We start from the raw sequence: 13,372 nt of genomic DNA, 5'->3' as shown, positions 1-13,372 counted from the left end.
CCATTTATATTCCTTCAAAAGACCCGTTTTCACTTTTTCTATAAATTTTTTTGTTACTGGTAAAGAGATTAAGATGGGAATCTAGTATCGATTACTGTCTTAAAATTGTTTACTTCTGAAAAATATTACAACCCAAAGGTCTGATCAATAAATGAAAACAGAATACTTATTTCAACAATGATTACTCTTTAATCCTTTTAAGCTGTTTTGCGTAAATGGCTGAAATTTGGTCTTGAAAGCACAGACCTCTCCAGCCTGGCAGCCATCAGTCCAGCAAAAACTGCAAGGATGATATCTTTTGGCAAAGGGACGACCATCCACAGCCAGGCCATTTCATACGAAAAGCCTTCTGGAGCAGCTGCCCAAAATTTATAAGCAAAATACATCCAGTTTGTTCCGATAAAATAATTAATTACAAGTCCCACTAATGAAGCGATGATGAATGTCACAACCGTACGTTTCTTCTCAACAATTTTACCAACAGCATAAGCAGTTACAATAAATGAAAGAATAAATCCGAAAGTCGGACTGACCAATGTCCCAAAGCCAGCGCCGAATTGAGCGAAAACAGGGACTCCTACTAGTCCTACTAATGTGTAGACTACCATTGAAATTGCTCCTAACCGGCTCCCGAGAACGGCTCCGGCAAGAATGGCAAAGAAGGTTTGCAATGTGATCGGCACGCCTCCCACAACCATGAAAGGTACGATGGATGTGATGTTCGAGCCAAAAGCCATCAGGGCAACAAACATCGCTGCAAGGGTTAAATCCAAAGTTCTAAATTTCATTTACTAAATCCCCTTTATGTAATTTATATGTAATAATAGATTAAACTTTTAGAATATTATATGTCAACATAAAATTAATTTAGTTAACATATTTGATTCAACAAGGGTAGGACCTCTGTTCATTAAGTCCCTGATACATAGGTTATCTAAGACTCCATAGGCAAAGCATTGAGCAGTATAATCAAAAGTAAAGGTGCACGGAAAACCCGTGCACCTTGTCTTATCTAATACGATTATTCATTGCCCTTTCCGGCAACGGCCGGTCTAAGTCCTTGTTTTTATGTGTCTCAACCACTGGGTTTTCCGTAGGATCATCCTTGTAATCTTCAAATGCAGGTTCTCCCATATCAAGCTCGCCTGGACTAAAGGAGTTGGTAGGATATTCTTTAGTCGATTTCTGGTCGACATTATAGCCTGAAGCGGAACTGTTGACAGGACTATCTTTTTCGTCCTTGATCTTTTCAATTGAGTCGATGGCTTCTTGTTCGTTTTTATATGATTTTAGGACATGTTTTTTCTCAATTTCCATTTCAATCAGCTCCCTATGAGTTTTACTTATATATACCCAACAACCGGTAATCTCTAACTTTTCCAATTCCCTGCAAATTGGTCTTTTTTTTTGCTTTATCTGGTAAAATGTTTTTAACAGATTAAGAAACTAGGGGTAAAGGGGAGCTTGGCAGTGAAGAAAAAATTAGTTTGGATTGCGAGCGGAACGATTATAGCAATTTTGATCGGTTTAATTGCTGCAGGGAATTATTTTTATAATGTCGCAATCAATCGAAGCCAAGAATCGGTTGACCTTCACGGTGGCGGCGAAAGTGTCACGGCAGCCAAACTGCTTAGTGAAGAAGAGGAGCAGAGGAAGCTGGAGGAAATTTTAGCCTGGACAGAAAAGCAAAAATTTGAACTGGTTGAATTAGAATCCAAAGATGGCCTAAAGCTGAAGGCACGTTTCTTAAAAAATGCTAATCCTTCAGGAAAAGCTGTCATTCTAGCTCACGGATATAAAGGAAATAGTGAGCAAATGCCAGGAATCACGAAGTTTTACTATGAGCAGGGGTATGATATTCTTAAGCCTGATGCGAGAGGTCATGGTCTTAGCGAAGGTGATTACATAGGTTATGGCTGGCATGATCGTAAGGATTATGTTCAGTGGTCAAAATTTTTAGCTGAAGAAGCCAGGGCGGATACCATTTTCCTTCATGGATTTTCCATGGGCGCGGCAACTGTATTGATGGCGAGCGGGGAAAAACTTCCTGACCAGGTCAAGGGAATTATTGCTGACAGTGGCTATACGACAGTTCTTGAGGAACTAAGTCACCAATTGAAATACCTGTATAATCTCCCATCCTTCCCGGTCATGCAGGTTACTTCTGTGATTACGAATATTAGGGCAGGCTACACATTTGCTGAAGCATCGGCATTGGACAGTGTTGCGAAAAATAAAGTTCCATTATTCATCATTCACGGTGATAATGATGCATTAGTACCAACTGAAATGGGGATACGCATTTTTGAAAAAGCGAAAAGCGTTAAAGAGCTATGGATTGTTCCTGGCGCAGGCCACACTGAGGCCTATACTATCGCTGAAAAAGAGTATCAAGAAAAATTAAAGTCATTTTGGACAAAAGCCACTGGAAAATAGGTGATATAAATGCAAACAATCGAAAAATAGGAAAGCGATTTTGGTATATGACTGCTGTTTCCGAAACTGACAGGCCAATCCTGGGCATGGTCGCCGGCAATGAGAGAACCATGATGATTGACGCCGGAAACTCTGAGGCACATGCCAATCTTTTCATAGATTTGTTAAAAGAAAAGGGTGTATCGGAACCCTCTTATGTTATTTTGACACACTGGCATTGGGATCATATTTTTGGCTTGTCTTCGCTTGAGAATACCGTGTCCATCTCCTCCAGAAAAACGAGGAAAGAAATTGAAAAGCTAATCCCTTATTCCTGGTCAAATGAGGCATTAGATCAAAGAGTGGCAGAAGGAACTGAAATTGAATTTTGTGCTAATGCGATAAAACAAGAGTTTCCGATTCATCGCGACATTATAATCAGCTTGCCTGAGATGACATTTGAAGATGAAATCGAAATCGATCTTGGCGGCATTACTTGCATCATTAAGCATGTGGGCGGTGACCATGCTGAAGATTCGGTCGTCGTGTTTGTGAAAGAGGAAAAGATATTGTTCCTGGCTGACAGCATTTATCCTGATATTTTCTCGGCTAAAGACAACTATACCGTCGAGGGAACTAGAAATCTACTGAGGAAAATTGAAGTGTTTGATGCAGACACTTACATACTTTCTCACTCTGGCATAATATCTAAAAAAGAATTCCAAGACCAAGCGAATCTCCTAAGGTCCATCGCTGATCTGACTGAAAAACATCGCGGAGATTCAACATTAATGATAGAGGATTACAGAAAAAGGGGTAACAGAGACCTTACAGAAGAAGAACATGAGACAATTGAATACTTCGTCTCCGGATTTGAATTGTCATCAAGCACACCTAACTAGGTGTGCTTTTTTACTGAAGAAGTATAAATTCACCTTCGAGAATTGTCCAGCTCCAGCGCCTAGCCCCTCGAGTCGCTTCGGTCCTAACAATCTGTTTTTCAGGAGGCCTAATTTCCGGAGAAGAACCGACCATCGATCTGTTTTCCCTAGATTTCCATTTTTAAGAGCAGAATGAGATTATTTAAAGAAGTATAAATCAGCCTGTAAAACATATAACTCTTAGAGGATATTTTCTACAAAGGAGGAGAGTTCATGCCAGAGGGGAAGCACGAGATCATTATTGATGTTTCAATTGAACAGGTCTGGGATTTTGTAAAAGACATGGACAACTGGGCACCATTATTGCCCGGGTATATCAGTCATGAAAAGCTGAATGAAAAGCAATCGAACTGGACCTTCAAGGAAACGGTCGGAGTATTAAAGAAGAAAATCAGTTTACAGGTTACCATCAAGGAATGGACTGAACCGACTAGAGTGACGTTTGATTTAAAGGGCATTAATGAAAACCTGACAGGAAATGGATATTTTGATGCAGAAAAATTAGGAAAAAACAAGACAAAAATGACTGGTTATCTGGAGATGACGGCAGAAGGCGCCCTTGCCCCGGTGATGAATGCTGTAATGAAGTCTTCTCTCCCGAAGAGCGGCCAAGAGCTTACGGAAGCAATTGCCAAGAAACTAGAGCAAAGAAAAGCAATTCGATGAAAATTGCAGGGAGCTGGCAGCAGCTGGCTCCCTAGTCTATTTTCTCTATTTTTACAGGTCCATCAATCCGGCCTCTTTTATCAAAATAAAGTAAAACGGAATCACCACTTTTGATGTTGACTTTATTTGAGATTTTTTCTTTTTTAAAATGAATGCTTTTACCATCCGTGCTCTCACCATAATATCCAGTATCATCACTCTTGTTAATGATGAATTCTTCCGTAAAATAATCTGTTTCAACCTCATTGGAAACCTTTCGTGCTTCATCCATTTCAAACTTCAGAAAAACCATCAACCCAAGAAGAAGGGTCAATAAAAACAGCAACAATATCCTCATCTGTTCACCCTCCATGGCTTCATCCGTAACCATTATATGAAGCTGCTTTGTCTAAATGACTTAATCCCCTTAAAAGTTTGCTATAATGATAGGAAAAACCGCAGGAAAGACAGAAGGGTTTACACATGACGAAACTATACGAAGCCGATTTATATGAGCCTATCCGAAAGCATTTTATAAAACAAGGCTATCGTGTCAATGGTGAGGTGCACGATTGCGATTTAACCGCTGTTAAGGATGATTCTCTAATAATCGTCGAACTAAAACTGAATTTGAATATCGACCTTTTGCTGCAGGCAACACGTAGGCAACGGCTGACTGATCTTGTATATATTGCGATTCCGAAACCAAAACGCATTTCAAGGAAACGCTGGAATGATATCATCCAATTAGTAAAAAGGCTGGAATTGGGACTGATAATAGTCTCTTTTTCAGGTAATCGGAGAAGTGTTGAGTTTAAGGTTCATCCGGAACCATACAAACGCATGTCAAGCAAGAATACGAGGAAGAAAGCAGCATTGATGAAAGAAATAGAAGGAAGAAGCGCTGACTACAATATCGGGGGCAGCAGTAAAACCAAGATCATGACTGCATACAAAGAAAATTGCATCCAAATCGCCTGTTATCTCGAAAAACTCGGACAAATGTCTCCAAGAGCGCTGGTTGCTCTCGGTACAGGCGATAAGACCCCATTGATCCTTCAAAAAAATTATTACAACTGGTATGAAAGAGTGGCGAGAGGCATTTACGTCATTTCAGAGCAAGGAAAAAAAGAGCTAGAAGACTATCCTGAGCTCGTGGAGTATTATTTAGGAGGGCTGAAAACGGAAGACTGACTTTAAATGCACTTGCTAGAGCGAATTACTTGTAAAAGCAAATAGCATGCTGTTTTTGACATCATCTCAAGTTTGTTAGCTGGAAAAATACATTCGAAATTTCCAGTTCGCCAATAAATAAAAAAAAATTTCGCCAATAAGCATTTATTTTCGCCAATAAAGTTGTAAAAATCGCTAATAAAGTTGAGAAAACCGCCAATAAAATTCGTTAATCATAAAATACCAACCAAAAATAAAGAGGATTTAACAAAAATTCAGCTTAAGATGTGACTTACTATCAAGATGGGAGCTTTTGTTTACATTTATATCGATACTGGGAGGAAAAGTGAAAAAAACAGGTGCAAAATGAAGTCCTTTCCACGATTAGCCAACAGAATCTTCACCCTAGATTACAAAAAAAGGAGGAGAAAACAAATAAATGTTTTCTCCCTGTTTTTTTATGCGTTCTCAAGCAAATTCTCTTCGATCAGTGCTTGTAACTCACGAAGTTCATTTTTATCGATTGCTTTCATTGATACCAAAACACTGTCAATCAGGAATTTTCTCGGGCTAGAGGAACGAAGGATTTCTTCCTCAATGAAATCTAGCTTCTTAAAATAATCAGTGTTAGTTCTGTCCATTTTCTTCAAGCGGGAAATGATTGAAAGAAATTTGATCCTCCACTCAAGTTCCTCAGTTTTAACAACAGGAAGCCATTGAGCCATAATTTCAGGTGGCACTAACTGTTCCCGAGATAGAGCAAGTTCGTCGAGCATATTTAATATGCGGGTTACACTATACCGAACTACTGGAAGTAAACTCGCTGCCTCCCCATTCGCTTTACGATAAAACCTGATATTCTGAAGCAGGATTCCATTAAGCATTATGGCCCCGTCAAGAAGGTATGGTTTACAATTATCATCAGTTAAGTCCCCAAGCCGATCGGACAACCACCGCAATATCTTCATTTGGCCTACTTCAATAAATTGTTTTAGCTCTTTATCACCTGAGAAATAGACTTCCTCGAATAGCGGTACAATCTTGTTTTCCCGGTTGGCAGTCATCTGTAATTCGATTTGGTTAATGAAGATATCCTTGTCACCGGGATTTTGGTCAAGAAGCAATCCATTCCGGTCATTCTCTATTTTCTTGAAGGTTGTTCTAAAAATGTCAATGAGCAGCTGGTTTTTGGAAGAAAAATAATTATAGAATGTTCCTTTTGATATTCCGCTGTAATCGAGGATATCCTGAATAGAGGTAGCCTGGAATCCTTTTTCAATGAATAGCTGATGTGCTTTTTCAATGACATGGCGTTTTCTGTCGTTCATTTCATCACCTTAACCTTTTTGTACCAGTTGTATAAAAAATATACTACAGTAAATTTTCAGACATTACAAATCCCTTTATGAAGGTAATTTATATACATTGCAAAAATTGTACCGATAGTATATGATAGGTCCTGTGCAATTACATTGTTTACAAATTTGTGAACAATTTTAGGGGGATATACATTGGAATTTAATATGAAAACACCTGACAAACCGCCCTATGGAATATTGGCGGTATTAATTGTTGGGGCTTTTATCGCATTTTTAAATAATACTTTGCTTAATATAGCTTTGCCTTCAATCATGACTGATCTTGAGGTAGAAGCCACGACAGTTCAATGGCTGACAACCGGCTTCATGCTTGTCAGTGGAATCATGATTCCTCTTAGTGCTTATTTGATCCAAAAGTATTCTGTAAGGAATTTATTCTTGACCGCAATGGGTTTATTCACTTTGGGTACGATCTTATCCGGAGCAGCCCATGTGTTTCCGCTTTTATTAGCAGGGCGGATGATCCAGGCATCAGGCACAGCAATCATGATGCCGCTATTAATGAATGTCATGCTCGTAAGCTTTCCGATTGAAAAGCGCGGGACCGCAATGGGTGTATTCGGTTTGGTGCTGATGTTCGCACCAGCAATAGGACCGACGCTTTCAGGATGGCTAATTGAGCATTACGACTGGAGAATGCTTTTCCATTTTGTAACGCCAATCGCAGCAACGGTTTTGCTACTCGGATTCTTCCTGTTAAAAGATAAAAAAGAGAAAGTTCATATGCGTTTGGACATTCTTTCTTTATCGTTATCGAGCGTAGGATTTGGGGGGCTTCTGTACGGCTTTAGCTCTGCCGGTTCGAAGGGATGGGACAGTCCTCTTGTTTATCTAACATTAGCGATAGGTGCCGTTTCACTGATCGTCTTTATCCTTCGTCAATTAGGCCAAGATAATCCAATGTTGAATTTCAGGATTTATAAGTATCCAATGTTTGCTTTGTCTTCAGTAATCTCAATGATCGTGACCATGGCAATGTTTTCGGGAATGCTGTTGCTTCCAATATACGTGCAGACTATTCGCGGAATTTCTCCACTGGATGCAGGCTTAATGCTATTGCCAGGAGCGATTGCCATGGCAATTATGTCACCGATTACCGGGAAATTATTTGATAAATTTGGCGGACGTACTTTAGCAGTCATAGGCTTGATTATCACGCTTGTGACGAGCTACTATTTCAGCAAGCTTTCAATGGAAACGACTTATACTCAGCTAATTATCCTTTACACAGTTCGCATGTTCGGCATGTCGATGGTCAATATGCCTGTTAACACCAACGGACTAAACCAATTGCCTGCTCGTTATTACCCGCACGGCACAGCAATGAACAACACATTGCAGCAGGTTTCCGGTGCTATTGGAACTGCTTTGTTGGTCACAGTAATGTCAATGCGTGCAGAATCCTATGGAAAAGAATTAGCGGCATCAGCACTCAAAGAAGCAGCGGCTGCAGGTAAAGCTGTCACACCTGCTGTCCAAGCGGAAATGCAGCATGAGATTGCGATGCAAGCGATGCTGCAGGGTATTAATGACGCATTTTATGTCACTGTATTTTTATCAGCGATCGCCTTGATACTCGCTTTCTTTATCAAGCGTGCAACACAGGCGGAAGACACCATTGGCAAAAAAACTCCAGTAAAGAACCCTTCTTATAAATTGGTAAATAACTAAATCAACCCCCGGGACTCCAGGGGGGTTTGTAGTGAACAAATCCCAATTGAAAAAGCAATTGCCATATATGAAGTAGATGGCGAAAAGATCGTGAAAGTTTGGTTCTTATAATCCATCATTAAAATGCCAGGACCTGTCTTTGTACAAGGTTCTGGCATTTTTAATGCAGGTGTAGTAATAAGTCTGTAGCAAAAGCAAGTGAATAACTGTAAAAGCTGTCCATAACAGGTGCAGTAATACCAATATAATTTCATTGCGAAGGGGGATTCTATCCTTAAATAAACAGAAGGGTTTGAAAGAAGTGACAAATCATGAAAACATCCAGTTAACATCAACTGAATTAGCGGCACTCCATCAAAATTACCTTGGAGATTCAATGTCGACCTGTATTTTCGGACAGTTCCTTGAAACGGTAGAGGATCCAGATATAAAAACCGTGCTGAAACATGCACTCGATATATCAATGCAGCACGTAAAAGGTATTAAGGAAATATTTGATAAGAAAAACATCCCTATTCCCATTGGTTTTACAGCCCAGGATGTAAATAAACGAGCACCAAGGTTATTTTCAGATCCATTCTATCTGTATTACATCAAGCACATAGCAAGAGGGGCCTTGGGCATCTATGGTTTTATTCAGCCCCATGTGTTCAGGGATGATATTTTATCTTTTTACACGAAATGTTTGCATTCAACAATTGAGTTGAATAATGAAGCAACCAACTTATTGAAAAAAAAGGGCCTGTCAGTCAGGCCGGCGATTATCCCTTATCCAGACAAAAATGAGTTCATTCATAAGCAGTCCTTTTTATCAGGCTTTATGGGTGATAAACGCCCATTGACAGGAATGGAAATCACACATCTTTATGCAAATATACAAACCAATAAACTGGGGGAAGCACTTGCAATCGGCTTTAGCCAGGTTACACAATCCAAAAAAGTTAGAAAGTATTTTATGAGAGGGAAAGAAATTTCGGAAAAACACATCAAAATTTTTTCGGCATATCTTCGTGATGAGAATCTTCCAGTTCCAATGACTTGGAATCATGAGGTTTCCAAATCACAGGAAGCACCTTTTTCTGATAAATTGATGTTATTCCGTTTTGGCCTTAATGAATTTTGCTGGCAGCGGCAACTATGGAATGTCGGTTGCGGCCAGTCAAAGAAAGGACCTTGCAGCAATATACGCTCGTTTAAACACAGAAATTCTAATATATGCCGAGGATGGGGCAAACATCATGATTGATGAAGGATGGTTAGAGCAGCCACCCCTATCAGCAGACCGCAATGATTTGGCGAAAAAATAGCCATTCATTCATGCGGATAACAGCAACTGGGATACGGAGGGAGGTGAATGTCGTGAGAAAAGATAGGATGGAAGGGGCCCTACGAGAATGTAGCTAAATTATTCGGACTGGATGAAGAAACAAGTCTTCAATCCGTGAATTTTGCTAAAACTGAAACAGCCTTATTAAATGAGCATTTCCAGGATGAACAGCAATAATAAATAAAAGCCAGGCTTAGTGCCCAGCTTAATTTTGGCGGTTTGCCAGTACGGCATCCGCTTTATGCTGTTGTTGGAATTGCTGAAGCATTTGACTTGAAATGGCTGTATTGCCTGAAGGGTTCGGGTGCACTCCATCACTCGCCAGGAATTCTAAATTATCACTATTGATTACATTCGTAGTTTGTACCACTACAGAAGACGATGTTCCTTTTGCAGCTTCATAAATCATTAAATTCCACTTAGGAAGAAGTTTATCTGCAAGTGAATAGAATTGATGATCAGCTGGCATAGGATTATAGAGCTCAAGAAGGACAATTGTCGCAGTAGGATTCAACTCACCAATTGTAGTAGTAATTTCAGCAATGTTTTGTGAGAACCCATCTTGCAAACTGTCAAACGATTTTAGCGCACTATAGATATCGCTCTGTTTAACTAATTGTAATATGTCATTCCCACCGACGTTAACCGTTATAAGGTCGGACTCCTTGATCGCTTCGTCATACACACCATCTTGCACCAGCTTATTCAGCCTCTCGCTAGTAATCCCGATCACACCTTCGTTTTGCGAAAGGACTTGTTTGCCAGTTTCAACCCCGAGTTGGGTGGAAAATTGACTGATGAAATTCTCTTCCTCTGGAATACGGTAACCTCGTATGATTGAATCACCGAGAGCTAGATGGTTAATGGTACTGCCTGGAATAGTTCTGTAGTAATCTATATAGGTAAGCTTATTTGTCTTTTCAACAGAAGGTGCAGTTTCCTGCTTGATTTTATTGATTTGGTATTGGGGATAGTAAATCCATGCCGAAAGTGACAGGACGGCAAGCAGAGACGAAAGCAGCATTATTTTTATGATTTTCATGTTGGTTCACTCCTCGATATACTTCTATTGTATCAAGGATACTCAAGGAAATAATCAGGGGGGTATTTCCATTTTTTAAAATAGTGATACTATTTAGGAATCCGAAAAAACTCCCATTATCGGCTCAGTATTTTGTTATAATTATATAATTAATATATTCAAGGAGTACAACGATGTACCAGACTTTTTCGACAAAGGAAAAAATAAAACAGATTTTTGTCATGCTCATTCCGATCTTGATTACACAATTAGGGATGTTTTCAATGGTCTTTTTCAATACCATCCTGTCAGGGAAATATAATTCTTCAGACCTTGCTGGTGTAGCAATCGGATCCTCGATTTGGAGCCCGGTCTTCACTGGACTCAGCGGGATACTTCTTGCTGTTTCGCCAATTGCAGCACAGCGTTTTGGTGAAAAGAAGGGAAAAGAAGTATCATCGATCCTCACTCACGGAATTTATCTGGCGTTAATCATTGCAGTACTTGTTATCATTTTGGGAGTATTTCTGCTCAATCCAATATTAACGGCGATGAACTTGCCTGGAAGTGTTCATGAAACGGCCTATCGCTATTTGGCAGGCTTAAGTTTTGGTATCATCCCATTGTTTATTTTTAACGTATTAAGATCATTTATTTACGCTCTCGGAAAAACAAGAGTGGTTATGTATATCCTTCTGATGTCGTTGCCAATCAACTTCTTCTTGAACTATGTCCTGATTTTCGGACACTGGGGCTTTCCAGAATTGGGTGGAGCTGGTGCTGGTTATGCCACATCGATTACTTATTATGTGATTGCGGGCATGACTGCAGTGGTCATTATCAAGCAAAAGCCATTCTCGGATTTTGTCGGTTTAGAATACTTTAAGGAGTTTTCCGGTGAGAAAGTGAAGGAGATTTTGAAAATCGGAGTCCCTATGGGGTTATCGATTTTTTTTGAAACTAGCATGTTTGCCGTCGTCACGATCATGATCAGTAAATTCAATATCACGACGATTGCTGCCTATCAATCAGCTTTAAATATAGTATCTTTCCTGTATATGATTCCAATGAGTATCTCTATGGCACAAACTGTTTTGGTCGGGTTCGAAGTCGGTGCTGGCCGTTATAATGATGCCAAAGCATACAGCTGGATGGGGATTTATCTCGGTGCCATTATAGCGGTAGGGGCAGGACTGCTCTTGGTGCTGTTCCGTTATGAGGTAGCAGGGCTTTATTCAAATGAACCAGCAGTAGTTGCTTTAACTGGACAGTTTTTGATATATGCCTTGTTTTTCATGATATCTGACGCGATCCAGGCGACTGCACTCGCAGCATTGCGCGGGTACAAAGACGTGAATATTTCCTTTATTATCACTTTGATTGCCTACTGGCTCATCTGTCTGCCGGTCGGCTATCTGCTGGCCCATAATACCAGCCTTGGAGCTTCAGGTTATTGGGTAGGACTGACCATCGGATTACTTGCTGCCGGAATATCCTTGTCGCTCAGATTGATATTCATCCAAAAACATCGTTTTAACGGTAACTTGGCTGAGGTTGTATAAAAATGTGTGAGATTCCCCTGGGAATCTCACTTTTTTTATGCGATGTAAAAGTATGTAACAACAATAATCGGGTTGTTTTTATCAGGATTTAAAAGAATCATTGATAAAAATTTATCCTTATTATGGAAAAAGATAGAAGGAATCTATTTCTTTAGGAGGAATATTAAATGAAGGAGGTGGGGAATTTGAGTTATTTAAAGTTGGCCATTGAAAATTTCAAAAGCATTAAAAATCAGGCAGAAAGAGCGATGGAGCAATTGGATTTAGAGCAGCTTCACTATTCTCCAAACGAAGATACTAACAGTATTGTCGTGATCGCCAAGCATATGAGCGGCAATCTTAAATCAAGGTTCAGGGACTTTTTAACAACCGATGGCGAAAAGCCTGACCGTAATAGGGATGGGGAATTTGAGGGAGCATTTTCCACGAGGGAGGATTTGCTATTTCATTGGAATGAAGGATGGAACGTGCTTTTTGAGACGCTTTCACAGTTAGCTGAAAAGGACTTGGAACAAACAGTCTATATTAGAAAAGAACCACACTTCGCCATTGAAGCCATCCAGCGACAAATTGTCCATCAAGCAGCCCATGGCGGGCAGATTGTTTATATTGCGAAGATGATCAAGAAAGAGAATTGGAAAACACTAAGTATTCCTAAAGGTCACTCACAGCAATTCAACGAAAAAATGATGGAGATTTCAAAAAAAGAAGAGACCCAGTAATAAAAATGGGTCCCTCTTAAGAATTTGTTGCAGGTCTTTTTGATTTGTATTTGGACCATTGAAAACGAATGAAGCAGCCTATACAAAATCCGAGGATGGCTACAAAAGCGGCTAACGCTACCATAGCTGTAAATATAAGTCCAAATGCTGTTAATCCGCTTGCATAGGAAATGAGTCCGCCTGCTAAGCAGACAACAGCGATTTTTTGATTGAACTGCTGTTGTTCCCAGTCTTCGGGTATATAATCTGACGGTTGTTTTCGCAGGAAATGTCTGGCTATTCGCATTACAGGATTATATCCAAATAGCAGTCCCGAAACTCCAGCGAGCAGTGGCAGAGTTAATATCCATTCAATACCTGTTAACCAGGTTATTAGAACACTTATGACAATGAACCACTGATTTGTTCTTACTAAAGGCTGTGGAATTGAGCGAATCTCAGTAGTCATGTTAAATCCGACCTTTCTTATTGGTTTATATGTATTTTATCTTTTTTTCTTTGATATGTGAAGACTTA

At 39.8% G+C, this 13,372-nt stretch carries 15 protein-coding genes and 1 pseudogene; 9 read left to right on the top strand and 7 right to left on the bottom strand.

Features of this window, described 5'->3' with window-relative positions:
- Nucleotides 1-197: 197 nt before the first annotated feature.
- Nucleotides 198-788 (bottom strand): biotin transporter BioY, encoded by a 591-nt coding sequence (locus LC048_RS10130; RefSeq protein WP_226600961.1) that lies wholly within the window; start codon nt 786-788, stop codon nt 198-200.
- 220 nt (nt 789-1,008) lie between these two features.
- Nucleotides 1,009-1,317 carry a hypothetical protein gene (locus LC048_RS10125; protein WP_226600960.1) on the bottom strand — a complete coding sequence of 103 codons (309 nt, stop codon included), beginning with the start codon at nt 1,315-1,317 and terminating at the stop codon, nt 1,009-1,011.
- Between the two features lie 153 nt (nt 1,318-1,470).
- Between LC048_RS10125 and LC048_RS10120 the strand changes: the two genes are divergently transcribed.
- Entirely contained in the window at nt 1,471-2,436 is a 966-nt protein-coding gene (locus LC048_RS10120) for an alpha/beta hydrolase (protein WP_226600959.1), read from the top strand.
- Between the two features lie 47 nt (nt 2,437-2,483).
- Nucleotides 2,484-3,317: an MBL fold metallo-hydrolase gene (locus tag LC048_RS10115; protein WP_306050151.1), complete on the top strand. Its 834-nt coding sequence runs from the start codon at nt 2,484-2,486 to the stop codon at nt 3,315-3,317.
- 10 nt (nt 3,318-3,327) lie between these two features.
- On the opposite strand, the gene LC048_RS10110 is transcribed toward LC048_RS10115, so the two are convergent.
- Nucleotides 3,328-3,450, bottom strand: a complete 123-nt coding sequence (locus LC048_RS10110; protein WP_264188205.1) for a hypothetical protein — start codon at nt 3,448-3,450, stop codon at nt 3,328-3,330.
- Between the two features lie 119 nt (nt 3,451-3,569).
- Here LC048_RS10110 and LC048_RS10105 point away from each other — a divergent pair, with 119 nt between their 5' ends.
- Nucleotides 3,570-4,022 carry an SRPBCC family protein gene (locus LC048_RS10105; RefSeq protein ID WP_226600957.1) on the top strand — a complete coding sequence of 151 codons (453 nt, stop codon included), beginning with the start codon at nt 3,570-3,572 and terminating at the stop codon, nt 4,020-4,022.
- Between the two features lie 31 nt (nt 4,023-4,053).
- On the opposite strand, the gene LC048_RS10100 is transcribed toward LC048_RS10105, so the two are convergent.
- Complete coding sequence (locus tag LC048_RS10100; RefSeq protein WP_306050149.1) at nt 4,054-4,392, bottom strand: hypothetical protein; 339 nt, start codon at nt 4,390-4,392, stop codon at nt 4,054-4,056.
- 92 nt (nt 4,393-4,484) lie between these two features.
- Between LC048_RS10100 and LC048_RS10095 the strand changes: the two genes are divergently transcribed.
- Complete coding sequence (locus tag LC048_RS10095) at nt 4,485-5,195, top strand: DUF2161 domain-containing phosphodiesterase (protein ID WP_226600955.1); 711 nt, start codon at nt 4,485-4,487, stop codon at nt 5,193-5,195.
- Between the two features lie 437 nt (nt 5,196-5,632).
- Here the strand turns inward: LC048_RS10095 and LC048_RS10090 are convergent, their stop codons facing one another.
- On the bottom strand, nt 5,633-6,502 hold the full coding sequence (locus LC048_RS10090; RefSeq protein WP_306050147.1) for a TetR/AcrR family transcriptional regulator: 870 nt from the start codon (nt 6,500-6,502) through the stop codon (nt 5,633-5,635).
- A 183-nt stretch (nt 6,503-6,685) separates the two neighbouring features.
- Between LC048_RS10090 and LC048_RS10085 the strand changes: the two genes are divergently transcribed.
- The 3 genes and pseudogenes from LC048_RS10085 (at nt 6,686) to LC048_RS10075 (ending at nt 9,531) form a co-directional block, all read left to right on the top strand.
- Entirely contained in the window at nt 6,686-8,224 is a 1,539-nt protein-coding gene (locus tag LC048_RS10085; protein WP_371932025.1) for a DHA2 family efflux MFS transporter permease subunit, read from the top strand.
- Nucleotides 8,225-8,525: 301 nt separating this feature from the next.
- Nucleotides 8,526-9,263, top strand: a pseudogene (locus LC048_RS10080) (DUF3231 family protein); the annotation flags it as partial.
- Nucleotides 9,264-9,336: 73 nt separating this feature from the next.
- On the top strand, nt 9,337-9,531 hold the full coding sequence (locus LC048_RS10075; RefSeq protein ID WP_371932024.1) for a DUF3231 family protein: 195 nt from the start codon (nt 9,337-9,339) through the stop codon (nt 9,529-9,531).
- A gap of 225 nt (nt 9,532-9,756) precedes the next feature.
- Here the strand turns inward: LC048_RS10075 and LC048_RS10070 are convergent, their stop codons facing one another.
- Nucleotides 9,757-10,593 (bottom strand): GDSL-type esterase/lipase family protein, encoded by an 837-nt coding sequence (locus LC048_RS10070; protein WP_226600951.1) that lies wholly within the window; start codon nt 10,591-10,593, stop codon nt 9,757-9,759.
- Between the two features lie 173 nt (nt 10,594-10,766).
- On the opposite strand from LC048_RS10070, the gene LC048_RS10065 reads away from it, so the two are divergent.
- Together LC048_RS10065 and LC048_RS10060 are read left to right on the top strand one after the other, a co-directional pair.
- Nucleotides 10,767-12,134 (top strand): MATE family efflux transporter, encoded by a 1,368-nt coding sequence (locus tag LC048_RS10065; protein ID WP_226600950.1) that lies wholly within the window; start codon nt 10,767-10,769, stop codon nt 12,132-12,134.
- A 167-nt stretch (nt 12,135-12,301) separates the two neighbouring features.
- Nucleotides 12,302-12,856 (top strand): DUF1572 family protein, encoded by a 555-nt coding sequence (locus tag LC048_RS10060; protein WP_226600949.1) that lies wholly within the window; start codon nt 12,302-12,304, stop codon nt 12,854-12,856.
- A 16-nt stretch (nt 12,857-12,872) separates the two neighbouring features.
- Here the strand turns inward: LC048_RS10060 and LC048_RS10055 are convergent, their stop codons facing one another.
- Complete coding sequence (locus LC048_RS10055) at nt 12,873-13,304, bottom strand: DUF4395 domain-containing protein (protein ID WP_226600948.1); 432 nt, start codon at nt 13,302-13,304, stop codon at nt 12,873-12,875.
- Between the last annotated feature and the right edge of the window lie 68 nt (nt 13,305-13,372).

The organism is Mesobacillus subterraneus, assembly GCF_020524355.2.
GTDB lineage: Bacteria > Bacillota > Bacilli > Bacillales > Cytobacillaceae > Mesobacillus > Mesobacillus subterraneus_C.
Note: the sequence above shows the minus strand (reverse complement) of the source record. Positions and strands in the feature narration are given on the sequence as shown.

Excerpts from the sequence above, each read along its gene's own strand:
- LC048_RS10130 (WP_226600961.1), bottom strand. The coding sequence starts at position 788 with ATGAAATTTAGAACTTTGGATTTAACCCTTGCAGCGATGTTTGTTGCC.
- LC048_RS10125 (WP_226600960.1), bottom strand. The coding sequence starts at position 1,317 with ATGGAAATTGAGAAAAAACATGTCCTAAAATCATATAAAAACGAACAA.
- LC048_RS10115 (WP_306050151.1), top strand. The coding sequence starts at position 2,484 with ATGACTGCTGTTTCCGAAACTGACAGGCCAATCCTGGGCATGGTCGCC.
- LC048_RS10110 (WP_264188205.1), bottom strand. The coding sequence starts at position 3,450 with ATGGTCGGTTCTTCTCCGGAAATTAGGCCTCCTGAAAAACAGATTGTT.
- LC048_RS10105 (WP_226600957.1), top strand. The coding sequence starts at position 3,570 with ATGCCAGAGGGGAAGCACGAGATCATTATTGATGTTTCAATTGAACAG.
- LC048_RS10100 (WP_306050149.1), bottom strand. The coding sequence starts at position 4,392 with ATGGTTACGGATGAAGCCATGGAGGGTGAACAGATGAGGATATTGTTG.
- LC048_RS10095 (WP_226600955.1), top strand. The coding sequence starts at position 4,485 with ATGACGAAACTATACGAAGCCGATTTATATGAGCCTATCCGAAAGCAT.
- LC048_RS10090 (WP_306050147.1), bottom strand. The coding sequence starts at position 6,502 with ATGAACGACAGAAAACGCCATGTCATTGAAAAAGCACATCAGCTATTC.
- LC048_RS10075 (WP_371932024.1), top strand. The coding sequence starts at position 9,337 with ATGAATTTTGCTGGCAGCGGCAACTATGGAATGTCGGTTGCGGCCAGT.
- LC048_RS10070 (WP_226600951.1), bottom strand. The coding sequence starts at position 10,593 with ATGAAAATCATAAAAATAATGCTGCTTTCGTCTCTGCTTGCCGTCCTG.
- LC048_RS10065 (WP_226600950.1), top strand. The coding sequence starts at position 10,767 with ATGTACCAGACTTTTTCGACAAAGGAAAAAATAAAACAGATTTTTGTC.
- LC048_RS10060 (WP_226600949.1), top strand. The coding sequence starts at position 12,302 with ATGAAGGAGGTGGGGAATTTGAGTTATTTAAAGTTGGCCATTGAAAAT.
- LC048_RS10055 (WP_226600948.1), bottom strand. The coding sequence starts at position 13,304 with ATGACTACTGAGATTCGCTCAATTCCACAGCCTTTAGTAAGAACAAAT.